Here is a 24,883-nt window from a genome sequence, read left to right as displayed (position 1 = left end):
AATTAAACCACACGATATACTACCTCAGGGATTTCCTTCAGTTCCTTGATCATTTCTGAACTAGGATTAATAGAAAATCTTTGCGAGAAAAGCTCCAAAGCTATATTTTCCTTGCGATCTATCACATCAAAATACAGCTTAGCATCGCCCTTATATTTCTCCGTTATTGCCTGCAATTTATCCATCAAATCCATCGTGAGATCATCCAGATCAATATTTACTCGAAGGCCCTTCACCATTTTGCCACGGATCTCATCGAGTAGCGTAATGTTGGCGATTTTGAATTCAAGCTCGTTCTCTGCCCAACGTTTGCCTGCTACCGTTCCACTGATGAACAAAAACCATCCTGGCATAAAGTACTCTTTGAACTTCACGTAGTCATCTCCAAATAGGAAGAAGGTAAAAGCTCCCTGATAATCTTCCAAGGTCAGCGTTCCGAATGGTTTTCCGTTTTTGGTGGTTCGATGTGCAAAAGTCGAAACTGATCCAGCCAATTTGATATCTGTACGATTTCTCAAGCCTTCCAAGTCATTCAAATCAGGCAAAGTAGCATTGGTGAACGATTCTATCTCTAATCTAAACTGATCGAGCGGATGGCCTGAAATGTAAAGTCCAACAACTTCTTTCTCGATATTCAATTGCTGTAACTGTGTGAAAGGCTCCATGGGCGCGATGGTCGGAAGTGGAACCTCCATGTTTCCAGCTCCTCCTCCGAAAAGGCTCACCTGATTGCTGTCTTCTTCTTGCTGTACTTTCTGAGCGTATTTGGTTGCCTTTTCTATTAGGTTCAAATCATTGTCGGCAGCTTCCAAATATTGTCTTCTATGATGTGGTGGAAAGCAATCAAAGCCACCAGCCATAGCCAGAGCTTCCATAGTTTTCTTATTGAGCGCTTTAGAACTTACACGCTTCGCAAACTCAAAAATGTTTTTATAAGGACCATTTTTCTCCCGTTCCTCAATAATCGCATTTACGGCAGCAGAACCTGCGCCTTTGATTGCCGCCATCCCAAATCGGATTTCTCCAGCTGCATTTACGGTAAATCCATTTTTGGATTCGTTCACGTCTGGTCCCAAAACTGGGATTCCAGCTCGCTTACATTCTTCCATGAAAAACGTCACTTGGGTGATGTCATTCATGTTATTGCTTAGTACAGAAGCAAGATATTCCGCAGGATAATGCGCTTTTAGATAAGCCGTTTGATAGGCAATCCAAGCATAGCAAGTTGAGTGGGATTTGTTAAATGCATAGGAGGCAAATGCTTCCCAGTCAGTCCAGATCTTCGAAAGTTTCTTTGCATCATGACCCTTGGCAGAAGCCTGTTCGACGAATTTAGGCTTCATCTTATCCAGAACATCCTTTTGCTTTTTACCCATCGCTTTACGCAAAACATCCGCCTCACCTTTGGTGAATCCTGCGAGTTTCTGCGATAAAAGCATCACTTGCTCTTGGTAAACCGTAATTCCGTAGGTTTCCTCCAAGTATTCCTGCATGTCGTCCAGATCGTATTCGATTGGCTCTGTTCCATGTTTTCTCTTGATAAAAGAAGGAATGTAAGCCAATGGTCCTGGGCGATACAAGGCGTTCATGGCAATCAAATCGGCAAAAACAGTAGGCTTCAGTTCCCGCATGTATTTCTGCATCCCGGCAGATTCATACTGGAAAATACCGACTGTCTCACCTCGTTGGAAAAGCTCGTACGTCTTCACATCATCAATCGGGAAATGATCCGCATCTAGCTCGATACCGTGTCTTTCTTTTACAATTCTGATGGCAGTTTTGATAAGCGTCAGAGTTTTTAGACCCAAAAAGTCCATCTTCAACAGACCAGCTGATTCTACGACTGAGTTATCGAACTGTGTGCAAACCATGTCGGAATCCTTTGCTAATGCAACAGGCACATAATTGGTAATATCAGCAGGAGTGATGATCACACCACAGGCGTGAATTCCAAGGTTTCTAACAGATCCCTCGAGCATGGTTGCTTGATTGATTGTTTTGGCAGATTCATCCTGACCTTTGGAAATTCGGATAAGCTCGTCCGCCTTTGCAATCAATTCACCCTGACCTTTCAGCTTTTCAGAAAGAGCAGCTCTATTTCCAGCCAAGCCAAAAAGTGCTTTCAATTTGATGTCAGGCACCAAATTGGCCAATCTTCCAGCTTCTGCAAGGGGAAGATTTAGTACTCTCGCGGTATCTCGAATGGCAGATTTCGCCGCCATGGTACCATAGGTAATGATCTGGGCTACTTGATTAGAACCGTATTTCTTGATTACATAATCAATGACGCTTTGTCGACCTTCATCGTCAAAGTCAATATCAATATCGGGGAGTGATACTCGATCCGGATTTAGGAATCTCTCAAAAAGCAGATTGTATGCGATTGGATCAATGTTCGTGATACTTGTGCAATAGGCAACAGCAGAACCTGCAGCAGATCCACGACCTGGTCCTACAGAAACTCCCATTCTCCTCGCCTCAACGATGAAATCCTGAACGATCAAGAAGTAACCAGGGTATCCGGTGTTTTGGATAGTGGCGAGTTCAAAGTCTAATCGCTCTTGGATTTCAGGAGTGATTTCTTTGTAACGTTTCTTCGCTCCTTCATAAGTAAGGTGTCTTAGGAAAGCATTTTCTCCACGTTTTCCACCATCTACTTCATCTTCGGCATGTTTGAATTCTTCAGGGATTTCAAATGCCGGAAGAAGTACCTCTCTTGCGAGTTTATAGGTCTCAATTTTCTGCGTAATCTCATTAGTACACTCGATGGCTTCTGGCATATCCGCGAAGAGCTTTTTCATCTCATCGGGAGTTTTGATGTAGAATTCATCATTAGGAAAACCGTAGCGAAATTCACGACCACGCTTTCCTATGTACTTTTTCGGCTTGTCGTACAGCTCACCGTCTTTCACACAAAGCAACACGTCGTGTGCTTTAGCATCTGATTTCAGGCTGTAGTAGGAGTTGTTCGCTGCGAAATACTTCACATCGTATTTCTTGGCAAACTCCAGCAGCACTTCATTTACTTTCTCTTCCTCAGGAACTCCGTGACGGTTTAGCTCTACGTAAAAGTCCTCTCCGAATTGCTCCTTGTACCAGACAAAAGCTTCCTCTGCTTGGGTATCACCGACGTTCAAAATAAGGAATGGAATCTCTCCCCACAGTCCGCCAGTCGTAGCGATCAAATCACCTTTGTATTGAACCAAAAGTTCTTTATCAATACGAGGTAAATAATAGAACCCCTCAATATTGGCGTAGGAGGCTAGTTTCGCAAGGTTATGATAGCCTGCTTTATTCTTTGCTAAGAGGACGGTTTGGTAGCCATCGTCTTTGCTTGATTTGTTTTTTCGATCCCGACAGAGGTTAAATTCACATCCCAAAATCGGCTTGATGTCTTTAGCTAAAGCTTCCTTCACGAAGTGAAAAGCGCCCATCATATTGCCATGATCAGTCATCGCAATAGCAGGCATCCCCAATTCTTTTGCGCGAGCAATCATAGCTGGAATCTCACAAGTAGCCTGGAGTACAGAGTACTGGCTATGAACGTGTAAGTGTGTGAAAGGAACGTCTTTAAGGTCAGATATGTCTGCTTTACCAGCTTGCTTCAGTACATCTTTTGCTGCGGATTTCTGCGTGTCTTTTGCTTGCGCAAAGTTGGCTTCTTCCAGCTCTGGAGCTTCATAGATTACTTCTTGAATTGTGATTCCATCTACGGGAGCTTGCACTCCTTGCGTGATCAGTCCAAAGAAACAGCGAGCCGTAGCGTCCACATCATAGGCAGCATCATGGGCATCGCCGAAGCCTTTTCCGAAAAGTTTTTGGTGAAGCTCAGTAAGTGTTGGCCATTTGAATTTGCCTCCTCGACCACCAGGAAGTGCACAGAAATCTGTGGAAATGTCCTTGGTGTCCAGCTGCTTTGCCGTCAATGGCATCGTCGCTTCCGCTCGGTAATATTCCGAACCTGTTACATTGACATCAAACTCCACATTATGACCCACCAGATAAGTAGCTTTCTGGACATCTCCTTCGAATATGCCGAGGATTTGCTTTAGGTCATGACCTTCGGCTAAGGCACGCTTGGTAGAAATCCCGTGAACTTTCTCAGCATTGTATGGAATGGTAAATCCTTCTGGCCGGATGATGTAATTATGATTGGAAATCAGATTTCCCTTAGAATCATGCAGTTGCCATGCGAGTTGTACTAGCCTAGGCCAGTTGTCCACATCAGACATGGGAGCATTGTAATCGCGGGGAAGGCCGGTGGTCTCGGTATCAAAAATTAAATACATACAGCTTGGGGAATTGAGACTTCAAATTACCGCTAATCTCCGAAAGGAGACAAGTGATGCGGAGGTAATTGTCGGGGATTTTTACCGATCAAGTAAAAGTGCCTTAAGGGATAGACTTTTAATCTTTGAGGAAATAGAATTAATACCTAATAGGAATTGAAAACTTGCTGATTTCAACAAAAGACTTTAGGTGCAATTAAGAATAGCGCTTTATGTATTGTGTTATTAATCTATCAAAGCGCCAGTTCCTCATCTGGATTCCAGAATACATTCTCAAAGTTCTGCACTTTGTCTTTTTCAATTTTTACTCCTTCTTTTTCCAAGAGTTCCTGCATCTCAGTGGGAGTGGAGAAATGACCTTTCCCTGTCAATAATCCTTGGCTATTTACAACCCGATGAGCGGGAACATCCGTCATGGTATGTGCCGCGTTCATCGCATAGCCCACCATTCTGGCACCGCTTTTTATTCCCAAATAATGAGCAATCGCACCGTAATTGGTCACTCTTCCGCTTGGGATTAATCGGACGACTTGATACACCAGATCGAAGTAATTAGGCTTTTCGGGTTTCATTTGACCAGTTGATAAGTTCTTGATTGATTACTTTCCTCACGTTGACTTCAGTAGCCTTTTCGCCTGACTTAATTGGAAATTGATAGCGGACAATAATGCTTTCCGGCTTTCTCTCGATCACATTCAATTGGGCTCCCTCTATGTAGATAAGCTCTGAAAATTCAGATAAAGAGTTATTGAGCTGAGTTTCTAGTTCATGCAATTGAAGTTTTGAATAGAAAGGTAGTTCCGAATCAAAGATCATCTGATGAGAATTATTCTTGGAGTAGTTCACCACTTCAGAAGTAAGAGCAAGCGTGTTGGGAACGATGATAATCTCACCTGTTTCACTTTTCAGCACCATATTGATCAGCGTGATATCTCTAATAAAACCTACATTTTTTCCAATCAGAATCTTATCCCCGATCTCTAACTGATCCGAAAACATGATGATCAAGCCATTCACAATATTGGTGATGTACTCTTTGGTAAGCAAAGCAATTGCTGCAGCTACTATGGTGATGCTGGTAAGGAATTTTAATGGTTCGACACCGAAAAGCAACATGAAAGTCACCAAAATGACGATCATATTTAGCAAAGTAGCTAGGCGATCAATACCAATCACGAAGTTGGGTTGCACTCGAGATTCCTCCGTCCTTTTGAGATAAAACTGAAGCGTAATGATCCTGGCCAGGGAGATGATAAGATTGCCACTAAGAAGGAAAATCAAGGCACGAACCACATTGGCTAATATTACATAGCGTTCAAAAAAAGGTGTGAGCCAGGTGTTTGATTCAAAACCTACGATCAGAATTATCAGTAAACAAAGCTTAAAAAGGAAGTTCCTTCTACGCTTGTTTTCCTGACTCTTGATGATGCTTTTGAGTTGATTCATGTCGTTTTTGAAAAATTAAGCCTAATTTTAACAAATATCAGAAAGAATTTCGGAGTAGTATGGGCAGAAATATCATTATCACAGGCGCAGGAGGAAATTTGGGTTCAGCAGTTGTTGAGAAGTTCAAGCGTGAAGGTTATCACATTATAGCTCTTCTTCATCCTGGAAAGAACATTGAGGTAGAAGAGGCTGATGACTCGTATGAAGTGGATGTGACTGATGAAAAAGCAGTTGGTGAATTTATCAAAGAATATCACTTGCAATATGGAGATGTAGATGCCTTGGCTTTCTTAGTCGGCGGATTTGCCATGGGCGGGATAGCCGATACAAGTCAAGCTGATCTGGAGAAAATGTTCACATTGAATTTTTTCTCAGCATTCCACTTAGTAAAAGGCTTTTTGCCTGTTATGAAAAAGCAAGGCAAAGGGACTTTCCTTTTTGTAGGTGCTAGACCTGCTTTGCAAATAGAAGATGCCAGTGAAACGTTGGCCTATTCTTTGAGTAAAAAATTGGTCATTTCACTTGCGGAAATAGTGGGAGAAGAAACCAAGAATACCCCTATTAGATCACATGTATTTGTGCCAAGTATTATAGACACTCCTCCAAACCGAGAATCTATGCCAGATGCTGATTTCAGCAAATGGGTTCGTGCGGATGAAATTGCTGAAGCAATGCATTATGCTGTCAATACCCATGCACTTCGAAATATGACATTCAAACTTTATGGTGAAGTTTAAGTTATAAGTTAATCTTATGAAAATGAAGTCTCTTTTTCTGTCGTTACTAGCCTTGATGTTGGCAATTCCAGCTTTTTCTCAGACTGAAGAAGAAGCGGTGAAAGCTGTAATCGAATCTCTTTTTGACGGAATGAGAGCTAAAGATGCAGGTCAGATTGCTGCTGTTTTCTCAGAGAATGCTATCATGCAGACTATCGAAACCACTGGTGAAGCTGGAGAGGTAAAAGCAGGTTCAGTTGCTGATTTCGTCAAGGGAATAGGTAATCTTCCTGTGGAAGCAAAGCTTGACGAGAGAATTACCGACTACAAAATCAATATTGATGGGCCAATGGCTACAGCCTGGACGCCCTATGAGTTCTATTTTAATGACCAATTCAGCCATTGCGGCGTGAATTCCTTTCAATTAGTAAAAATGGCCGAAGGCTGGAAAATTGTTTACATCATCGATACTCGCCGAAAAGACGGCTGCTCTTGATAATTTATGAATACGTTTAAAGAAAAAATTTACCAGACTGCGATCGCGCAGGTAAAAGAGAAAATCAATCTATTGAAGACCGAACGAAAGGCGATCAATGATGGGATTTTAGAGGATACTAAAAGCAGTGCCGGAGATAAGTTTGAGACGGGCAGAGAAACGATGTCTCGTGATCTCATGACAGTGGAGAATCAACTCAAGCAAGCGAATTTTGAATTTGATGAACTGTGTAGATTTCAGGCTATCAAGGAACCGTCTCCCACTGTTCAGGAAGGTAGCTTGGTTCAAGTTGGAGCAGATAAATATTTGATATCAATCAGCTTGGGACAAGTAACTGTAGATGGTCAAAAGCTATTTATGCTAAGCAAAAATTCTCCTCTTGGCGAAATTTTGGTGGGGCATAAAAAAGATGATCAAATAGATTTCCGAGGAAAATCTATCACGATTACAGAATTACAATAACCACTACTTAATTTTTCTTCGGGACAAAACTCATCAACTCGGTGGTACCATCGAGTAGGATGAGTTTGTCTTTTCCTACTTTCAGTTCCCCGACTTTGCTCAAAGTAGAAATGAAATCCTGTTCTCCTGAACCAGGGCACATCTTTTTTGTCATTGCTCCTGGGTCAAGCTGAATTCCTGTGCCTTCCAGCAAGAAATTGCCCGAGAAATTATTGCAGCCAGAGAATCCTGCGAGTTTACCTCCGTCCAGAAAACTTAGAGAAGGGATGCCTCCAACGAATTGATTCATATCAAGTCCATGTCCCATAATTGAGGAAAGGGCCCAGCTATTTCCAGTCAATAGGTTCAGGGGATTTATTGACTTTGAGCTTCCGCAGCTAACGAAAAGCAAAAGTATTAATGCAGCTGATAGGGTTTTCAGAACTCTCATTAGTTTAAGTGTTTAGATGCTTACCTAATTTAAGGGATTTGATTCCAAATTCAATTTTGTCTTTTGAGGAGATGGACAATGATTATACTCAATTCTCAGTTTTTGGTGAAATTGTTGAGGTATTTCTAACAGAGTTTCGGTTTTTTTCAAAAAACTCTAATGGATTGTTTGGCTAATAGAAATTTTGGCAGTAAGATTGTCCTGTCAATTGTCCAGTTATGGTATTTGCAGTAAAAATCTCGTCCGACCTAAATGTACTTCCAGCAATGGAAGCGAGAGCCTGCACCATTTTTTCTATGACGACATGGATGGGTACCACGATTACGGGTTGATCCCGTCGCAATTTATAAAGTACCCGCCCCCGTGGCCTTTTAATAGGCCTATATTAATTTCCCAGTAATTAATTCTCAGTAATAGTTTATGAAAATCATCAAGTTCGGTGGCTCATCCGTAGCGAACCCAGAAAATATACAGCGAGTTTTCTCCATAATTAAGAATAAACTCAAAGAGCATGAAGTAGCGATTGTTTTTTCGGCTTTTGGTGGAGTCACGGAGAGTTTGTTGAAGATTGCTCAGCTAGCTAGAGAAGGGGATGAGGCGTATCGTGAAGTGCTTCAAACTCTTGAAGAAAAGCACTTGACAATCGTACGTCAACTGATTTCAGTGCAGAGCCAGTCAACTGTGATGACTTTCGTGAAAGTTAGGTTCAAAGAACTTGAAGACCTTTTTCATGGTATCTACCTGATCAAAGAAAATTCTCCCCGCACGCTTGATTATGTGGCGAGTTTCGGAGAAAGACTGGCGGCATTTATCCTCGCTGAGTCTATGCAGGGACATGGTTTCAAAACTCAGTTTCTCGATGCCCGTGAGGTGATTCGTACTAATGATCGATTTGGTCAGGCCAAAGTTGATTTCGAAGTTACTAATACAGCTATCAAAAATTATTTTGCGAAGCATGATGGGATCAAAGTGATCACAGGATTCATTGCTTCTACTGCCAAAGGAGAGACTACCACGCTTGGAAGATCTGGATCAGATTATACTGCGGCTATTTTTGCGGCAGCTTTGGATGCAGAAAATCTTGAAATCTGGACAGATGTTTCTGGTGTACTAACTTCAGATCCAAAGTTGGTTTATACTGCTTTCACTATTCCTCAGTTGAGCTACAACGAGGCGATGGAGCTTTCGCATTTCGGGGCAAAAGTAATTTTCCCAGCCACCATGCAACCTGCGATGCGCAAAAGCATCCCGATTTATATTAAAAACACTTTTGAACCAGAAAATCCAGGTACGCTAATCAATGGAGAAGTAAGTCCTGGAGCGTTGATCAAAGGAATTAGCTCTATTCAAAATGTTTCGATTGTCACTGTGCAAGGAGCAGGAATGCTGGATTCTGTAGTTGGTACAAGTCGTGTATTCAAAGCATTGGCAGAAGCAAGAGTTAATATTCTATTGATTTCTCAGGCTTCTTCAGAGCACAGCCTTTGTTTGGCGATCAAAACTCATGAGTCTTATCTGGCTAAGGAGGCAGTGGAAAAGGAGTTTTTCTACGAAATCAAGTCTGGTGAAATGGACGAAGTAATCTTGTTGCATGACTTGGCTACTGTAGCTGTAGTAGGTGAAAATATGAAGCATAACCCGGGAGCTTCAGGACGAATGTTTCGTGCATTGGGAAGAAATAACATTAACGTAGGTGCTATTGCGCAAGGAAGCTCGGAATTAAATATTTCAGCGGTTATTCCTCAGCCAGACCTGCAGAAAGCTCTGAATGCGCTTCATGAGGCATTTTTCCTTTCAGAAAACAAAGTGCTTCACGTGTTCTTAGTGGGAGTTGGTTTGATTGGGCAGGCATTGATTAAAATGATTACCAATCAGCAGCAGAAATTGCGTGGAGAAAATGAGCTGGACATCCAGATTCACGGAATGGCAAATAGCCGATACATGGCTTTCCATGAGGATGGCTTTGACCTATCCAATCCATATGAACTGACCGAGTCGGACACCAAAACTGACCTCAGCAAATTCATCAAAACTATGGAAGAGATGAATTTCTCCAATTCTGTATTTGTGGATTGTACTGCAAGTCAGGATGTGGCAGAATTGTACACTAAAATTCTAGAAGCGAAGGTTGCGATTGTTACGCCTAATAAAAAAGCCAATTCAGGCTCTATGGAGCAGTATAGAGCATTGAAGAAGTTGGCTAAAAAACGTGGAGTGAAATTCCTTTACGAAACCAATGTGGCGGCAGGTCTTCCGGTGATCAATACCTTACAAGATTTGATGCTAAGTGGAGACAAAGTAATCCGTATAGAAGCGGTACTTTCTGGCTCCATGAATTATATTTTCTCCGAATTAGAAAAAGGAGATCCTTTCTCAGAGGTCGTGAAAAAAGCTAAGGAATTGGGCTTTACCGAACCAGATCCAAGAGATGATTTGAGTGGCATGGATGTGGCGAGAAAAATTCTGATTTTGGGTCGTGAGGCTGAGCAAGATTTGGAATTTGATTCTATAGAGATCCAAAGCATGGTTCCTGAGGATTGCCAGGATTTAGGTTCGGTTCCTGAGTTTTTTGAAGTGCTGAGAACTCACGATATAGACTTTGCTGAAATGCTGAAAACTGCTGAAGCTAAAGGCGAGAAATTACGCTTCATGGCGACGTTGGAGAATGGTAAAGCTAAAGTTGGCTTGAATTCACTTCCTCTTGCACATCCATTCAGTGGTTTGGGAGGTAGTGATAACATGATTCTTCTGACTACGGAAAGATATCGTGATAGACCTATGATCATCAGAGGTCCTGGTGCTGGTGCAGATGTAACTGCAGCAGGTGTATTTGCAGATGTGATTCGTATCGGTAACTATACTAGAGAATAATGTTGAGCTCTGTCAAAGCTTATGCCCCGGCAACTGTCGCGAATGTGTCCTGTGGATTTGATATCCTTGGATTCGCGATTGATGCAATGGGCGATACTGTAGAGCTGGTTCTGAAAGATGAGCCTGGATTAGTTGTCGTTTCTATAGAAGGAGACGGCGGGAAACTTCCTCTTGAAGCTGAGAAAAATACCTGTGCTGTTGCCATTCAGGCAATGCTGGATGAATTAGATTCCAACGTTGGGATGAATATTTACCTGACCAAAGGTCTTCCTTTGGGTTCGGGAATGGGTTCAAGTGCAGCAAGTGCTGTTGCGGCATTAGCTGCCGCAAACAGACTTTTGGGCGATCCATTTGAGAAAAAAGATTTGTTGCCTTTTGCGATAGCTGCTGAGAAAGTAGCTTGTGGAGCTGGTCATGCAGACAATGTAGCCCCAAGTTTACTGGGAGGCTTTGTTTTGGTAAGAGACTATCATCCCTTGGATGTAATCAAACTTCCGGTACCTAATGGTCTTTATTGCACGTTATTACACCCTCATTATGAGTTGAAAACGGCAGATTCTAGGTCGGTGCTTAGAGATCAGATTCCAATGAAGCATGCGACGATCCAGTCTGGAAATGTCGCTGGCTTGATAGCTGGGCTTTATGAAAGTGATTTTGAATTGATTTCCAGATCACTTCGGGATGTTATTGCTGAGCCTTACCGTGCAGTTTTGCTTCCAGGGTTTTACGAAGTAAGAGAAGCTTTGAAGGCGGCTGGCGCATTGGGTATGGGGATTTCTGGTTCAGGTCCCACGCTTTTCGCCCTTTCTAGGGGAAAAGAAACAGCTGAAGCTGTAGGTGAAGCAGGTAAAGAAATGTTTTCAAAAATTGGTTTGGGGGTGGATGTGTATTTCTCTGAAATCAATACACGAGGCGCTTACGTCATCGAAGAAAAATAAGCTTATGAAGTTTTATAGCACAAATAATCCTGGCCATCAGGTAGATCTTGCCGAGGCAGTAATCAAAGGCTTAGCCCCAGATCAAGGGCTTTATATGCCAGAGGAAATTCCTGTTTTGTCCAAGGAGCTTTTGGATAAGTTTCCAGAGATGACTTTTCAGGAAATAGGATATGAAGTAATTGGAGCCTTATTTTCCACTGCTCTGAGTCAAGAGCAAATTAAAGAACTGGTAGACCATACGCTGACTTTCGATGCGCCACTGGTAAAGGTGGAAGAGGATGTCTACAGCTTGGAGCTTTTTCATGGACCAACCTTGGCATTCAAGGATTTTGGGGCACGTTTTTGTTCTAAATTGATGAGTATGCTGATGGAGAAATCCGATCGTAAAGTTCGTGTACTGGTAGCGACTTCTGGTGATACAGGAAGTGCTGTAGCAAATGGTTTTTTGGGTGTAGATGGTGTGGAAGTGATTATACTTTTTCCGAAAGGCAAAGTAAGTGAGCTTCAAGAAAAGCAGTTCACAACCTTGGGTCAAAACATCACTTCGCTTGAAGTAGATGGTGTTTTTGACGATTGCCAGCGTATGGTGAAAGAAGCATTTTTGGATGTTGAGTTGAATAAGAAGCTATTGCTTACCTCAGCCAATTCCATCAATGTGGCACGTTGGATGCCTCAGTGTCTATATTATTTCTACGCTTTTTCAAGACTTCCTAAAAATGATAAAAAGGCAGCTTTCGCAGTGCCGTCAGGGAATTTTGGAAACATTGCTGCAGGTATTTTAGCTCAAAAAATGGGCTTACCAATAGCTCATTTTGTTGCTGCGACGAATGTCAACAAGATCGTGCCTGATTACCTGCAAGGTGGATTGTTTGCTGCCAAGCCTTCCATTGCTACTATAAGCAATAGCATGGATGTGGGGAATCCAAGTAATTTTCCGAGACTTCTAGCACTGTATGATAATGATGACCAAGAGTTGAAATCTCAGGTTTCCGGCTGTTTTTATTCAGACGAAGAAACTGTGAAAGCGATGCAGTCCGTGAAGGATAAAGGCTATACCATGGATCCGCACGGGGCTGTTGGGTATTTGGGATTGAAAGATTTTATGGCCAAGAATCCTGACTATCAAGGAGTGTTTTTGGAGACTGCACATCCCGGGAAATTCAGAGAAACTGTAGAGAAGGCGCTGGATTTGACCTTGACTTTGCCAGAGAGATTAGCGGCTTTTATGGATGGCAAGAAAAAAGTGGAGGCTTTGGGAAATGACTTTGAAGAGTTTAAGGCTTATTTGAAGTCACTTTAAAAGATGTCTAGAGAATTTATTCATCTTTTTATATGCTCGATCTTACCGTGTAAAACTCCAAGTTGATAGTTTCATTTGATACTATCACGGGTATTTAACTTAAGGTTAACTAGGATATGTTTTGGATGATTGGGAATGAGAATAAATGATTCTCCTTCTGCATATATTCATTGAGAAAGAGTAAAAGCGGCTTATTTGCTGATAAACACTAGCAATTCCGGTACTTCCGTCACCGGTCTTCCAGCCCGTATGTCAAGGCGATTTTAATTACGGACCTATCTGCACATAAATAACGAAAAAACCCTACTTCTTCCTTTCAATCGTATAGCTCACCAATCCTTCCAGGGAAGTTTTGTAGTCTGATTCAGGGAAAGTTTTTAGGATATCTAGCGCTTCCATGTAATATCTGTCCATGATAGTTTTAGCATATTCGAGTCCCCCACTTTTCTTCACAAAGCTGATCACTTGATTTACAGCTTTTTTGTCCTCGCTTCTATTTCGGATCAGATGAATGATTTTCTTTTTCTCTAGCCAATCTGCTTTTTGCAAAGCAAAAATAAGAGGAAGTGTCATCTTCTTCTCTTTGATGTCAATGCCAACAGGTTTGCCGATTTCATCTTCGCCATAATCAAAAAGATCGTCTTTGATCTGGAAAGCCATACCTACTTTCTCTCCAAATTCTCTCATTTTTGAAATTATTTCTTCACTGCTTTCTGTACTAGATGCTCCTACAGCACAGCAGGAAGCTAATAAACTGGCAGTTTTTTGTCGAATGATATCGTAATAAACTTCTTCCGTGATGTCGAGTTTTCTTGCTTTGGCGATTTGTAGCAGTTCGCCCTCAGACATCTCTTTCACAGCATTAGAGACGATTTTCAGTAGTTTAAAGTCGCCGTTATCCACACTTAGAAGCAAGCCACGGGATAGAAGGTAATCACCAACGAGTACAGCGATTTTATTCTTCCAAAGTGCATTTATCGAGAAAAACCCTCGACGGTAGTTGGCATCATCGACTACATCATCATGAACGAGCGTAGCTGTGTGTAGCAATTCTATAAGTGCGGCGCCTCTGTGCGTTGAATCATTGATACTGCCGCAAACACCTGCTGTCAAGAAAACAAACATGGGGCGCATCTGCTTGCCTTTGCGCTTGACAATGTAATTAGTAATGTGGTCGAGAAGCTTGACCTTACTTTTCATAGAGTCTCGAAATTTTAGTTCAAATTGAACCATCTCGTTTTCTATGGGAACTTGTATTTTTTTAAGGTCTGGTTTCATCCGGTCTTTGATGCTGTAAAAATAATACCCTTTCTCTCATGGACAAGGGATTGAGAGCCTAGGTGTAGCAATCAATTGAAATTGACGTTGATTTTTAGGAATTATGTATTTTGTACCATAGAATTTGAATTCATAACCCAAGAAACTATGAAAAATATTAAGATTGAAATCAAATGGGCATTGATCTTTGTATTCATGATGTTAGCCTGGATGGTTTTGGAAAAATCTTTAGGTTGGCATGATGAGAAAATAGCAGATCACGCCACGATGACCAACTTGGTGGCCATTCCTTCCATTGCTATTTATATTTTTGCGCTACTTGACAAAAGAAAGAATTTCTATCACGGCGTGATGAGTTATAAACAAGGTTTTGTCACAGGTTTAATTATCTCTGTTATTGTGGCTATGCTTAGTCCGCTTTCACAATACATTACCACTGAATTTATTACTCCAGAGTACTTTCCTAATATTATAAAGTACGCAGTAAGTTCTGGGAATATGACTCAAGAAGCAGCAGAAGAATATTTCAATTTGAAGAGCTATATGCTCCAATCCATGATAGGTGCACTTGTGATGGGAATATTTACTTCTGCAATTGTAGCGATTTTTGTGAAGTCAAAGTCGTAAAGATGATCCATTCTTCACGTTGATCATTCACGGAAGAAGGGGCTTTTTCACTATCTTTGATCAGATTTTTAATAAAAACCAACCAGTTGGAGGAGAAATACATCAAGCATAAGTACGAGCCGATACACCCGAGCAAAGACGAATGGCCAGTGGTGAAGCTGGCAAGAGAACGTAAGGAGTTTGTGAAAAAAGTGGCAGATCTATCTGAAGATCGGATTCTCAAACTAACAGGCAATAATCCTGACATTCTCAAAGAAGAGTTGGAAACGACACTGTATCGTGAAAAGCTCCGTATCAAGCAGAATCCTTGGGTGGTTGATCCAGATGACGATGGGTCATTTTGGAGTGGGGTGAAATCATCTTTGGTTCAGATCAGCACTGAAGCTGGAAGGAATAAAGTCAAAAAGTTTCAAGAATATAAGTCAGTTTTGAATAGCATTACTGCTCGCTATGCCGAGGAGATTGCAAGTAATTTCAAGGCTACGCATTACAAATTCACGAGATCTGTAGTTACCTATGGCTTTTCGCGTTTGCTGAATGCAGCGAGAGTGAAGGGCTTTAAATCTATTTTCAGTAATCAATACACACTTCAGGATAAAATCCAGATTACTGGCGAAACAGATCAGTTACGTGATCTGGCCACTAAAGGTACGGTCGTGATGGTTCCAACTCACTTTAGTAATCTCGATAGCATTTTGATTGGTTGGGTGATATCTGTATTGGGGTTGCCTCCATTTATATACGGAGCTGGATTGAATCTCTTCAATATTTCCATTTTCGCTTACTTTATGAATTCACTTGGTGCATACAAAGTGGATAGAAGAAAGAAAAACCTGATGTACTTGGAAACGCTGAAGACCTATTCCAAAGAAGCAATTCAGTTTGGCTGTCATTCGTTGTTTTTTCCAGGGGGAACTAGGTCCAGAAGCGGGATGATCGAATCGAAGCTGAAACTGGGTTTGTTGAGTACTGCTATTGAGGCTCAGCGGGCAAATTTTGAAAATGGGCTGGATGATATTTCGGGTAAGATTTTTATCGTTCCCGTGACAATCAATTATCATTTTGTGCTAGAAGCACCCAGTTTGATTCGTGATCATTTAAGCATCACTGGACAAGAAAGATATTACAAGGAGAATGATGAGTTTTCTAATTCATACAAGATCTCTAAGTTCCTAATCAAGTTCTTTACTAAAGGATCTGATATCTCAGTGTCTGTCGGTAAAGCAATGGATGTGCTTGGGAATTATGTAGATGTGGATGGGAGAAGTTTGGACAAGCACGGCCGAGTGATTAATACAAGGGATTATTTTATCTCTGACGGGAAAGTATCTGTGGATAATCAGCGGGAGGAAGAATACACAAATATGCTTGGCAAGCGCATAGTGGAAGAATTCCATAAAATCAACCGGGTATTTAATTCTCATTTGGTTGCTTTCGTGGCTTTTGAGATGATCAAAAAGCAGAACAGAAAGCTGGATTTGTTTGACTTGCTAAGATTGCCGGAAGAAGAAATCTCTATTCCCTACGGGGAGTTTAAGGCCAGTTGTCACCTTGTATTAGATAAAATCAATGAATTGAAGTCTCAAGGACTTATCAATACTGCCCCTCATCTTTCTCTTGATATGGATGAAATCATCAAGCGGGGCATGGAGAACGTAGGTATGTACCATGCAAAGCGACCAATAATCCAAGATAAAAAGGGAGATATCGGTACTGACGACATGAGTCTACTTTATTTTTATCATAACAGATTAACAGGATATGGACTCGAAAAACTCTACTAAACCAAAGTACATCGGTGTAATCGGAGTGGGGAGCTTTGGCGCGGCCATAGCGAATATTCTGGCTGCCAAAAGTCCCGTGATGGTCTATGCACGAAAGCAGGAAGTGGTAGATGAGATAAATGCTTCGCATTCTGCACAAGGGAAAAAGCTAAGTGAAAATATAATTGCTTCGAATGATCCTGAGCAACTTTGTAAAAGTTGCGATGTGCTCTTTTTCATGGTTCCTTCCTCTGGATTTCAGAATGTGGTGCGGACTTTTTCACCTTTTCTATTTCCTTATCATTTGATTATTCATGGTACAAAAGGACTTTGCCTGAACCTCAAAGATGGGGAAACGCTGGAAACAGTCAAGAAAATCAGGAGAAGTCAAATTTTGACGATGAGTGAGGTGATACTTCAGGAAACGGTTGCGGTTCGAGTGGGATGCTTGGCTGGACCAAATCTTTCCAAAGAACTTGCCCAAGGTCAGCCGGCCGCTACAGTGATTGCCAGTAAATACAATGAGGTGATCTTGGAAGGCCAGAGTCTCTTGAGATCTGAGAAATTTCAGGTTTATGGAAACTCAGATATTATAGGTGTAGAGATCAGTGGAGTTTTGAAAAATATTATTGCCATCGCCTCAGGAGCACTTGCAGGATTGGGATTAGGAGAAAATGCAAAAGGTCTTCTGATCAGCCGAGGAATGGTGGAGATGATCCACTTGGGCAATGCGCTTGGGGGAAGTATCAAATCTGTTATGGGTTTGGCAGGAATAGGAGATTTGGTAGCTACTTGTAACTCAGTTCACTCCAGGAATTTCACTGTAGGTTTTCGACTTGCCAAAGGAGAATCTCTAGATGCCATACTTGCTGATATGGATGAAGTGGCAGAGGGAATTAATACAGTTCGTATTATCAAAGCATTTTTGGAGACAGCAGATCTTCGTGCGCCTATTACAGAGAATCTTTATCGAGTTCTTTTTGAAGATTTGGAAATCGAAGATGCACTTCAGTTTCTAATGAAGTATCCATTTAATGTGGATGTGGATTTCGTGTAGACTATTGACCACTATGGACGTGGAAATAATTCGAAGCATTACTACATGCTAAATATTAAGAGCTCAGATTTTTATGAACGTTCCTAAGGTTTATAAAAAGCAAAAGCCACTTTTGAGTAATCAAAAGTGGCTTTTCAAATGTATTTTATTTAGTGTATTATCTGATTGGAATCAATTTCACCATTAAGCCAGTGCCTTCGGTGATCGCATAGATATAACCATCTGGGCTTTGAGAAACCTGGCGAACACGTCCAATATCCTGTAGCATTATTTCTTGAGATAAAGCCTTAGATCCATCCATGTCTACACGGTTGATGTGCATTTTCTTCAAAGCTCCAATAAGTATATCGCCTTTCCAAGCAGGATACCTGTCTGAAGTAATCATCGTCATACCTGCAGTAGCAATAGAAGGAACATAATAAGTTAAAGGTTGCTCCATTCCTTCTTTTTCCTGGATGTCAGAAACTGGTTTGTCGTCATACCCAATTCCCCAAGTTATTACTGGCCAGCCATAGTTTTTGCCTTTTTCTAGCAAATTCAATTCATCGCCACCTTGTGGGCCATGTTCTGATTCATACAGTTTATTGTTTTCCTTGTCGAAATACAAGCCTTGAGGATTTCTGTTACCATAAGTCCAGATCGAAGCAACCGCTCCTTCAGTATCTACAAATGGATTGTCAGTAGGGATTCTTCCATCGTCATGAATACGGTGGATTTTACCATGAGAGTTAGTTAAATCCTGTGCATTTGTAGGTGTATTTCCACGCTCTCCACTGGAATAGTAAAGATATCCGTCATTGTCAAATACAATTCTGCTACCGTAATGTTGATTGCTTTTCCAAGCTGGAAGAGATTGGATAAGTTCTTCTTGATTGACGGCATTACCGCCCTCTAATTTGAACCTCATGATGGTCGTAGAAGAAGCACTGTCTGGCATTAGTTTTCCGTAGGAAATATAAATCCATCCGTTCTCATCAAATTTAGGATGAGCTGTAATGTCCAACAGACCTGACTGGCCTTTTGTGTAAAAATCTGGAAGTCCTTGTATTTTCTCTCCAGTGAACTTATCGTCTTTGAAAATAAGGATTTCTCCTTTTTTCTCAGTAACCAACATTCTTCCGTCAGAAAGCCATGTCATTCCCCAAGGATTTTCAAATTCTGTGTAAAGCGTGTCGACGTTGATTAACATCTTCTCAGTTTGTACAGCATAAGTCTCATCGATAGGTTCAATGGCAACTTCTGCTTCTTTTGGTGAGCAGGAAATCCAAGTGGAAGCTCCTGCTACGAACAGCGCAATAGGTAGGTAACGTTTGATATTTTTCATAGTATGTTAAAATCTTGACACAAGATAAAACACATCTTTCGATTCTTAAATCTTTTTACACGAGCTACTTAAAGAAGAGGGGCTTTGGCCAAAGAAGAAATCATAGATTCTGCTTCTATTACCATCTCAGACGAGCCAATTAGTAAAGGAGTCCTTTGATGAAGTGTAGTAGGCTGGATTTCCAATATTCTTTGGGTTCCATCTGTGGCCATTGCTCCTGCTTGCTCGGCGATAAGTGCCAAAGCATTAGCTTCATACAACAGTCGTAATTTTCCGGAAGGGTTCTTTTTTGTAGCTGGATAGAGATAGATTCCACCCTTGAGCAGGTTTCTGTGAAAGTCAGCGACTAGCGAGCCTATGTACCTTGCAGAGTATCGCCTATCCTTGCACTGATCTATGTAAGCTAAAATACCATCTTCCCACTCTCTTTGAGTCCCTTCATTTACTGAGTAAATTTCTCCATTTTTTGGAGCTTGGATATTAGGGTGAGAAAGGAAAAACTCACCAAGTGACTGCTCATAAGTAAAACCATTAACTCCACATCCAGTGGTGTAAACCAACATAGTAGACGAACCATAAAGCACATAACCAGCGGCTACCTGTTCAGTTCCTGCCTGCATTATATCTTCCAGTTGGATTGGGCTGCCAGTTGGCGTCTTTCTTCTATAAATAGAGAAAATCGTTCCTATACTGATGTTTACATCAATATTTGAGCTGCCATCCAGTGGATCTATTGCCACGACATACTTGCCCGAGGTATTTTGCAAATCAATTACAGCATCCTCTTCTTCGGAAACTATGGCACAAACTTCGCCACCTTTACTCAAGGCGCGCATAAATCTGATGTTTGCTATGACATCTAGTTTCTGTTGCTCTTCGCCTTGTACATTGACTTGGCCAAAAGCCCCGCCAATATTGGACAGTCCTGCCCGAGTAGTTTCGCGATTTACTATCTTGGCGGCAAGTGCAATGTCGCGTAGAAGTTGAGAGAGTTCACCCGAAGCAAAAGGAAAGTCGCTTTGTTTGAGTTTGATGAATCTGTCTAGCGTAGTACCGACAGAGTAGGCTAGACCGCTTTGGTCAGGCTGGTAAGGAATAATTTTCATGTATTGGAATAGTTCAATTGGTAGTTGAATACTTTGGAAAAATAGGTAAATATTTTCATGACAAAAACTCAAATTTATAAATTTGGAGGAGCATCGGTTAAAGATGCGTCCGCAGTCCAAAACTTAGCTGATATTCTCCGTAATCGATTGCGTAATAATTTTGTGATAGTAGTTTCCGCTATGGGTAAAACCACTAATCAGTTGGAAAATATTCTTACTCTCAAATTGGAAAATCTGGATTATTCTAAGAATAGTTCAATTTTGAAAAGCTATCACTTAGATATTTGCAGTGAGCTTTTCCCTGATGGTCATGTAATTTTCCCCAAAATCGAGAACTACTTCATCCTGCTCCATCATGAACTTAATAAACCCATCAGCAAGGATAATTACGATGAGTACTATGATCGAGTCATTGGTTTTGGAGAACTGCTTTCATCTCGGATTGTGATGGAGTATTTGTGTAGTCAAAACTTGCTCATTCTGTGGCAGGATGCTCGAGAGTTGATTCGTACAGACAGTGATTTCCGCTTTGCAAAAGTTGACTGGGAAAAAACTCGCTGGAATTGCCAAACTCAATTGAAACCAAAGCTGGAACAGTTTCCCGTTTTGACACAAGGGTTTATAGGAGCCGATAGTGCAGGAAGACCTACTACCTTGGGAAGAGAAGGTTCTGATTTCACAGCTGCGATTTTGGCTGCAAGCTTGGATGCTGGCTCTGTGACTATTTGGAAGGATGTGCCAGGAGTACTGAATGCCGATCCTAAGTTTTTTGAGGACACCAAACTTTTTGCTGAGCTGGATTATCAGCAAGCAGCGCAAATGACCTACTATGGTGCGTCAGTTATTCATCCTAAGACAATTAAGCCTCTGGCAAATGCGGGAGTTCCGCTTTTCGTTAAGTCTTTTTTGAATCCAGATTCGGACGGCACAAAAATCCATAAATCTGCTGTGCAGATTAACATTCCAACTGTGGTTTTGAAACAAAATCAGATACTAGTAAGCTTTAAGGTTACAGATTTCCATTTTATCGAAGAGGACCAAATCCACGAAGTGTACGAGCAACTTAAAGCGCTCAAGCTTAGAGTTAATATGCTTCAAGTGTCTGCAATAAGTATTTCTATAGTGATTGATGCGCAGCTTTTTAAATTGGAGAAGTTGCTTCAGAACCTACAAGCTAGTTTTGAGATACGTTATAATGAAGGATTGGAGCTACTGACAATTTTGCATGCTGATCCTGTTCAGACTCAAAGTTATCTGCGTGGGTATGATGTCTTACTGAATCAAAGTACTCGAAATACTTTTCAGGCAGTAAGAAGAAAGATTATGTCTTGAACTTTCATGTTCAAAATATTTAGAGAAGGTAATATGCTGAACACACTGAATCGTAATATTCACATCGTTGCTTCCAGACACTGTTTTTGCTGTGAAGTATCTTTAATTAGGTGACCAGTCTAGTTGCTTACCTTGTTTAGACGCTTCTGCATCCTTAGCAGTACCTACCGCGATACCAATAGCCATTCCGATAGGTAATCCAATTCCTATAAAAGCCATATTGTCAAGTACAGCACCAAAAACTACTCCCATAGGAATACCAAAAGCTGCCATGCCCAAGGCAAGCCATTGTAGTTGAAAATGATTTTTAGAAACGAACCCTGTTTCCTTTTCGAGGAGTTTCAATATAGCTGCTTGTGCAGCTGTAATTTGCTTGATAAGCTGCGGGTCAGTTCCGGAAAAATTATTCACTCCCGCCACAATTTCATTGATTTGGATTTCAATGGTAAGCGGAATCCCTTTTTGTCCAACTGCATCCAAAAGTGCATTCAGCTTTTGTACCGCCTTCGCTAGTTTGGGATTTGAGTTAAATGATGGGCTAGGTGATAAAGTAGAGATAGACATAAGCTAAAGATATAGTAAGATAGGAGTAATTGGAAATAGCAATTTTCAGTTTTTTACTTAAAAGCAAGAAGCCTATTGGATAATTTTCAAATGCAATTGATACTATACCCGGTCTATTTTAGGAGAAGGTTTTCTAAATAAAGATGCTTGGTTATGGAATATTAACAAAAATATTTAGTGCAGGTCATAAGATAATTATCAGAGACTTTAAAAAGGTTAACCTGTGAATTATGTGGCGTATTAAAGGATTTAAAAGGATTTTTCTCAGTTACTACTAAATGTAAAAACCAATTAATCAGGACATTCTGATTAATTAGAAAAAAGCTATGCTCTCAGCAACATTTAAATTTTTCTTTCTGCGAAAAAATAAGAACCTTACCATCGAGTTTTGGAGGAAAGTGTCTTTTTCAAAGGAAAAGGAAATATTTCCGTTCGTGTAAAAGCTTGCTTATTCCTGAGATATAAGCCTGATTTTTCACAAAATTCTAAAAGAGTCGATTGTTTTTTGAATTTAAAAAATGATAACTTTAAAACTCGATTCTAGAGTAGAAACCATTTAACCTTTATCAAAAGTCTATTTAAAATCCACATTATGAGAAAGTTAATCGCTTTGTTCATGCTTGCAGGCATCCTATTCGCACCTGTTTTTGCTAACGCACAAGAGGCAGAAGAGACCGCAGCACAAGAAGAAACAACACCAGTAGCAGTTGAGCCTGCTTCATCTCCCACAATTGTAGATGACGAGATCGTCGCAGAGGAGCTAAGTTTCCACCAAGTTGTAAAAGAGAAGTTCATCGAAGGTGATCCTCTTTACATGACTCCAGTATTGATCTGTTTGATCTTGGGTCTTGCGGTTGCTTTGGAAAGAATTATCACATTGAACCTATCTACGACCAACACGAAGAAATTGTTGATCAAAGTAGAAGATGCTCTAGAGTCTGGTGGAATTGAAGCCGCTAAAGACCTTACTAAAAGCACTAAAGGTCCAGTCGCATCTATCTTTACACAAGGTCTGATGAGATATTCTGAAGGAATCGAAATGGTAGAGAAGTCTATTATTTCTTACGGTTCTGTAGAAATGGGTAGATTAGAAAAAGGTCTTATTTGGATCTCTCTATTTATCTCCCTTGCTCCAATGTTGGGATTCATGGGTACAGTAATCGGTATGATTGGCGCCTTTGATTCTATTGAAGCAGCAGGTGATATCTCTCCTTCACTAGTAGCAGGTGGTATTAAAATCGCCCTTTTGACTACAGTTGCTGGTTTGATCGTTGCAATTATCCTTCAGTTGTTTTACAACTATTGTGTAGCTAAAATTGATTCTTTGGTTAATGACATGGAAGATGCTTCTATCTCATTGGTTGATATCTTGGTTAAGCACAAATTGACTGGCAAGTAAGCCGTCAGTTTGTTATACTTAAAAATTTATTAACCTCAAAGAAGCTACATTATGGATACTTATGACATCTTATTATACGGAAGTTACCTACTTGTTATAGTCGGAGCTGCAGTGGCTGTTTTAATGCCATTGATCAAGTCTTTGGATGATCCAAAAAGCTTGCTTAAAACTGCTCTTGGAATTGTAGGGATTGTCGTTTTGTTCTTCATTGCTTACACTATTTCTAGCAATGAAGTACTTCCTAAATTTGAAGCAGCACCTTTCAATCTGACCCCAGGTGGTTCTCAGTTGGTTGGTGGAATGCTTATCACCACTTACATTCTTGCAATCGTTGCTCTTGGAAGTATCGTATTGACAGAAGTGACTAAAGCGATAAAGTAATATGGCTAGAAAGAAAAATAGAATGAGTACGGAGGTCAATGCAGGCTCTATGGCAGATATTGCTTTCCTGCTGCTGATCTTCTTTCTCGTCACCACTACGATCGCATCGGATAAAGGTATTTTGAATGTACTTCCTCCGAAGCTAGATCCAAATAACCCGCCTCCAGAGATTGATTTGAATGAGCGAAATATCTTTGTTATTCGTATAAATTCTAACGATCAATTTTTGATTGAAGGTGATTATAGGGACAATACAGAAGGGCTTGATGAAGAATTGAAAGCGTTTATTTTGAACTTCGGTGCGCCGAATGATGAAGCAGCCGGTTTATACAATTCTCTTCCAGCATCTCTAAAGGCTTTATCTGGCAGGAAGCCTGAATCTTCGGATCACCCTGGAGAAGCAGTTGTTTCTATCAAGACTGACCGTGGCACGAGTTATGAAAAATACCTTGAAGTATTTGATTTAGCCAAGAAAGCATATTTTGATATTTACGCTGCAAGAGTTAATCTTTCGACTGACGAGTATCGAGCTTTAACCGGCAAGAATGATGCGGAAGAAAGCCTTATTGACCGTGGAAAAGAGGGGATACCTATGGCGATCTCTATTGCAGAACCTGATAAAATAGGAGGGAATTAATATGGCAAAGTTTGGAAAGAAAACAAAAGCGGAGGTAAGTATACCTACTTCTGCTTTACCAGATATTATCTTTATGCTACTGTTTTTCTTCATGGTAACTACCGTGTTGAGAGAACAGGAGATATTGGTAGACCAAAAGATTCCTCAAGCTACTCAGCTTCAGAAGCTTCAGAAGAAAACCTTGATTTCCTATATTTTCATCGGAAAGCCAAAGAATACAGCACTTTACGGTACTGAACCTAAAATTCAAGCTAACGATGCACTTATTGAAACTCCTGAGATTGTTCAGTGGGTAAATCAAGAACGTGATATGCTTCCAGAATCTGATCGTGGGGGAATAACTATTTCCTTGAAGGTCGATAGAGATGTGAAAATGGGACCTATCTCTGATGTTCAGGATGAACTAAGAGAAGCTGATGCTAGAAGAATCCTTTATGCATCTATAGGTAAAGTAGTGAAGAACTAAG

22 protein-coding genes are annotated in these 24,883 nt (G+C 40.8%); 14 read left to right on the top strand and 8 right to left on the bottom strand.

Annotated elements, in window-relative coordinates; translation table 11 throughout:
• Nucleotides 1–2: 2 nt before the first annotated feature.
• From dnaE to BM291_RS15170, 3 genes are all read right to left on the bottom strand, one after another.
• Entirely contained in the window at nt 3–4,289 is a 4,287-nt protein-coding gene (gene dnaE / locus BM291_RS15180; protein WP_092898937.1) for a DNA polymerase III subunit alpha, read from the bottom strand.
• A 233-nt stretch (nt 4,290–4,522) separates the two neighbouring features.
• Nucleotides 4,523–4,861 (bottom strand): MGMT family protein, encoded by a 339-nt coding sequence (locus BM291_RS15175; protein WP_092898935.1) that lies wholly within the window; start codon nt 4,859–4,861, stop codon nt 4,523–4,525.
• A complete protein-coding gene (locus BM291_RS15170; RefSeq protein WP_092898933.1) occupies nt 4,842–5,735 on the bottom strand; it encodes a mechanosensitive ion channel family protein in 894 nt (297 codons plus the stop codon). The genes BM291_RS15175 and BM291_RS15170 overlap by 20 nt, the downstream gene beginning before the upstream one ends.
• A gap of 59 nt (nt 5,736–5,794) precedes the next feature.
• Here BM291_RS15170 and BM291_RS15165 point away from each other — a divergent pair, with 59 nt between their 5' ends.
• The 3 genes from BM291_RS15165 to BM291_RS15155 are packed head-to-tail and all read left to right on the top strand — an operon-like array spanning nt 5,795 to nt 7,409.
• Complete coding sequence (locus BM291_RS15165; protein ID WP_092898931.1) at nt 5,795–6,472, top strand: SDR family NAD(P)-dependent oxidoreductase; 678 nt, start codon at nt 5,795–5,797, stop codon at nt 6,470–6,472.
• A gap of 22 nt (nt 6,473–6,494) precedes the next feature.
• The gene (locus BM291_RS15160; protein ID WP_175499722.1) at nt 6,495–6,947 is read left to right on the top strand and encodes a nuclear transport factor 2 family protein; all 453 of its coding nucleotides are present in this window, start codon (nt 6,495–6,497) and stop codon (nt 6,945–6,947) included.
• 6 nt (nt 6,948–6,953) lie between these two features.
• Nucleotides 6,954–7,409 (top strand): hypothetical protein, encoded by a 456-nt coding sequence (locus BM291_RS15155; RefSeq protein ID WP_092898927.1) that lies wholly within the window; start codon nt 6,954–6,956, stop codon nt 7,407–7,409.
• 7 nt (nt 7,410–7,416) lie between these two features.
• On the opposite strand, the gene BM291_RS15150 is transcribed toward BM291_RS15155, so the two are convergent.
• Nucleotides 7,417–7,839 (bottom strand): META domain-containing protein, encoded by a 423-nt coding sequence (locus tag BM291_RS15150; protein ID WP_092898925.1) that lies wholly within the window; start codon nt 7,837–7,839, stop codon nt 7,417–7,419.
• A gap of 420 nt (nt 7,840–8,259) precedes the next feature.
• Between BM291_RS15150 and thrA the strand changes: the two genes are divergently transcribed.
• Genes thrA through thrC form a run of 3 tightly spaced genes read left to right on the top strand, consistent with a single transcriptional unit; the run spans nt 8,260 to nt 12,948 of the window.
• Complete coding sequence (gene thrA / locus BM291_RS15145; RefSeq protein WP_092898923.1) at nt 8,260–10,710, top strand: bifunctional aspartate kinase/homoserine dehydrogenase I; 2,451 nt, start codon at nt 8,260–8,262, stop codon at nt 10,708–10,710.
• Nucleotides 10,710–11,648, top strand: a complete 939-nt coding sequence (locus BM291_RS15140) for a homoserine kinase (protein ID WP_175499721.1) — start codon at nt 10,710–10,712, stop codon at nt 11,646–11,648. The genes thrA and BM291_RS15140 overlap by 1 nt, the downstream gene beginning before the upstream one ends.
• Before the next feature lie 4 nt (nt 11,649–11,652).
• Nucleotides 11,653–12,948 carry a threonine synthase gene (gene thrC, locus BM291_RS15135; RefSeq protein ID WP_092898921.1) on the top strand — a complete coding sequence of 432 codons (1,296 nt, stop codon included), beginning with the start codon at nt 11,653–11,655 and terminating at the stop codon, nt 12,946–12,948.
• 303 nt (nt 12,949–13,251) lie between these two features.
• Here thrC and BM291_RS15130 read toward each other — a convergent pair whose 3' ends face one another.
• The gene (locus tag BM291_RS15130) at nt 13,252–14,226 is read right to left on the bottom strand and encodes a polyprenyl synthetase family protein (protein WP_092898919.1); all 975 of its coding nucleotides are present in this window, start codon (nt 14,224–14,226) and stop codon (nt 13,252–13,254) included.
• A gap of 147 nt (nt 14,227–14,373) precedes the next feature.
• On the opposite strand from BM291_RS15130, the gene BM291_RS15125 reads away from it, so the two are divergent.
• From BM291_RS15125 to BM291_RS15115, 3 genes are all read left to right on the top strand, one after another.
• Nucleotides 14,374–14,853: a DUF4199 domain-containing protein gene (locus tag BM291_RS15125; RefSeq protein ID WP_092898917.1), complete on the top strand. Its 480-nt coding sequence runs from the start codon at nt 14,374–14,376 to the stop codon at nt 14,851–14,853.
• Nucleotides 14,854–14,939: 86 nt separating this feature from the next.
• Nucleotides 14,940–16,637, top strand: coding sequence for a 1-acyl-sn-glycerol-3-phosphate acyltransferase (locus BM291_RS15120; protein ID WP_092899090.1), 1,698 nt, complete (start codon nt 14,940–14,942; stop codon nt 16,635–16,637).
• Nucleotides 16,615–17,673 carry an NAD(P)H-dependent glycerol-3-phosphate dehydrogenase gene (locus BM291_RS15115; protein ID WP_092898915.1) on the top strand — a complete coding sequence of 353 codons (1,059 nt, stop codon included), beginning with the start codon at nt 16,615–16,617 and terminating at the stop codon, nt 17,671–17,673. The genes BM291_RS15120 and BM291_RS15115 overlap by 23 nt, the downstream gene beginning before the upstream one ends.
• 157 nt (nt 17,674–17,830) lie before the next feature.
• Here BM291_RS15115 and BM291_RS15110 read toward each other — a convergent pair whose 3' ends face one another.
• Together BM291_RS15110 and fbp are read right to left on the bottom strand one after the other, a co-directional pair.
• Nucleotides 17,831–18,997, bottom strand: a complete 1,167-nt coding sequence (locus BM291_RS15110) for a PQQ-dependent sugar dehydrogenase (protein ID WP_092898913.1) — start codon at nt 18,995–18,997, stop codon at nt 17,831–17,833.
• 68 nt (nt 18,998–19,065) lie between these two features.
• Nucleotides 19,066–20,103: a class 1 fructose-bisphosphatase gene (fbp, locus tag BM291_RS15105; RefSeq protein ID WP_092898911.1), complete on the bottom strand. Its 1,038-nt coding sequence runs from the start codon at nt 20,101–20,103 to the stop codon at nt 19,066–19,068.
• Between the two features lie 57 nt (nt 20,104–20,160).
• Here fbp and BM291_RS15100 point away from each other — a divergent pair, with 57 nt between their 5' ends.
• Nucleotides 20,161–21,435, top strand: a complete 1,275-nt coding sequence (locus BM291_RS15100; protein WP_092898909.1) for an aspartate kinase — start codon at nt 20,161–20,163, stop codon at nt 21,433–21,435.
• A gap of 102 nt (nt 21,436–21,537) precedes the next feature.
• Here the strand turns inward: BM291_RS15100 and BM291_RS15095 are convergent, their stop codons facing one another.
• On the bottom strand, nt 21,538–21,999 hold the full coding sequence (locus BM291_RS15095; RefSeq protein ID WP_092898907.1) for a hypothetical protein: 462 nt from the start codon (nt 21,997–21,999) through the stop codon (nt 21,538–21,540).
• 592 nt (nt 22,000–22,591) lie between these two features.
• Between BM291_RS15095 and BM291_RS15090 the strand changes: the two genes are divergently transcribed.
• The 4 genes from BM291_RS15090 to BM291_RS15075 are packed head-to-tail and all read left to right on the top strand — an operon-like array spanning nt 22,592 to nt 24,882.
• Nucleotides 22,592–23,398, top strand: coding sequence for a MotA/TolQ/ExbB proton channel family protein (locus tag BM291_RS15090; RefSeq protein WP_092898905.1), 807 nt, complete (start codon nt 22,592–22,594; stop codon nt 23,396–23,398).
• 51 nt (nt 23,399–23,449) lie between these two features.
• Nucleotides 23,450–23,779: a hypothetical protein gene (locus tag BM291_RS15085; RefSeq protein ID WP_092898903.1), complete on the top strand. Its 330-nt coding sequence runs from the start codon at nt 23,450–23,452 to the stop codon at nt 23,777–23,779.
• Nucleotide 23,780: 1 nt separating this feature from the next.
• On the top strand, nt 23,781–24,416 hold the full coding sequence (locus tag BM291_RS15080; RefSeq protein ID WP_092898901.1) for an ExbD/TolR family protein: 636 nt from the start codon (nt 23,781–23,783) through the stop codon (nt 24,414–24,416).
• 1 nt (nt 24,417) lies between these two features.
• Nucleotides 24,418–24,882, top strand: coding sequence for an ExbD/TolR family protein (locus BM291_RS15075; protein ID WP_092898899.1), 465 nt, complete (start codon nt 24,418–24,420; stop codon nt 24,880–24,882).
• The last annotated feature ends 1 nt before the right edge of the window (nt 24,883 follow it).

The sequence above is a fragment of the Algoriphagus aquimarinus genome (genome assembly GCF_900112005.1).
GTDB classification, from domain to species: domain Bacteria; phylum Bacteroidota; class Bacteroidia; order Cytophagales; family Cyclobacteriaceae; genus Algoriphagus; species Algoriphagus aquimarinus.
The sequence above is the reverse complement of the archived record's forward strand: the minus strand, read 5'-3'. Positions and strand labels throughout refer to the sequence as shown.

Coding starts and splice junctions, on each gene's coding strand:
- dnaE (WP_092898937.1), bottom strand. CDS start 4,289: ATGTATTTAATTTTTGATACCGAGACCACCGGCCTTCCCCGCGATTAC.
- BM291_RS15175 (WP_092898935.1), bottom strand. CDS start 4,861: ATGAAACCCGAAAAGCCTAATTACTTCGATCTGGTGTATCAAGTCGTC.
- BM291_RS15170 (WP_092898933.1), bottom strand. CDS start 5,735: ATGAATCAACTCAAAAGCATCATCAAGAGTCAGGAAAACAAGCGTAGA.
- BM291_RS15165 (WP_092898931.1), top strand. CDS start 5,795: ATGGGCAGAAATATCATTATCACAGGCGCAGGAGGAAATTTGGGTTCA.
- BM291_RS15160 (WP_175499722.1), top strand. CDS start 6,495: ATGAAGTCTCTTTTTCTGTCGTTACTAGCCTTGATGTTGGCAATTCCA.
- BM291_RS15155 (WP_092898927.1), top strand. CDS start 6,954: ATGAATACGTTTAAAGAAAAAATTTACCAGACTGCGATCGCGCAGGTA.
- BM291_RS15150 (WP_092898925.1), bottom strand. CDS start 7,839: ATGAGAGTTCTGAAAACCCTATCAGCTGCATTAATACTTTTGCTTTTC.
- thrA (WP_092898923.1), top strand. CDS start 8,260: ATGAAAATCATCAAGTTCGGTGGCTCATCCGTAGCGAACCCAGAAAAT.
- BM291_RS15140 (WP_175499721.1), top strand. CDS start 10,710: ATGTTGAGCTCTGTCAAAGCTTATGCCCCGGCAACTGTCGCGAATGTG.
- thrC (WP_092898921.1), top strand. CDS start 11,653: ATGAAGTTTTATAGCACAAATAATCCTGGCCATCAGGTAGATCTTGCC.
- BM291_RS15130 (WP_092898919.1), bottom strand. CDS start 14,226: ATGAAACCAGACCTTAAAAAAATACAAGTTCCCATAGAAAACGAGATG.
- BM291_RS15125 (WP_092898917.1), top strand. CDS start 14,374: ATGAAAAATATTAAGATTGAAATCAAATGGGCATTGATCTTTGTATTC.
- BM291_RS15115 (WP_092898915.1), top strand. CDS start 16,615: ATGGACTCGAAAAACTCTACTAAACCAAAGTACATCGGTGTAATCGGA.
- BM291_RS15110 (WP_092898913.1), bottom strand. CDS start 18,997: ATGAAAAATATCAAACGTTACCTACCTATTGCGCTGTTCGTAGCAGGA.
- fbp (WP_092898911.1), bottom strand. CDS start 20,103: ATGAAAATTATTCCTTACCAGCCTGACCAAAGCGGTCTAGCCTACTCT.
- BM291_RS15100 (WP_092898909.1), top strand. CDS start 20,161: ATGACAAAAACTCAAATTTATAAATTTGGAGGAGCATCGGTTAAAGAT.
- BM291_RS15095 (WP_092898907.1), bottom strand. CDS start 21,999: ATGTCTATCTCTACTTTATCACCTAGCCCATCATTTAACTCAAATCCC.
- BM291_RS15090 (WP_092898905.1), top strand. CDS start 22,592: ATGAGAAAGTTAATCGCTTTGTTCATGCTTGCAGGCATCCTATTCGCA.
- BM291_RS15085 (WP_092898903.1), top strand. CDS start 23,450: ATGGATACTTATGACATCTTATTATACGGAAGTTACCTACTTGTTATA.
- BM291_RS15080 (WP_092898901.1), top strand. CDS start 23,781: ATGGCTAGAAAGAAAAATAGAATGAGTACGGAGGTCAATGCAGGCTCT.
- BM291_RS15075 (WP_092898899.1), top strand. CDS start 24,418: ATGGCAAAGTTTGGAAAGAAAACAAAAGCGGAGGTAAGTATACCTACT.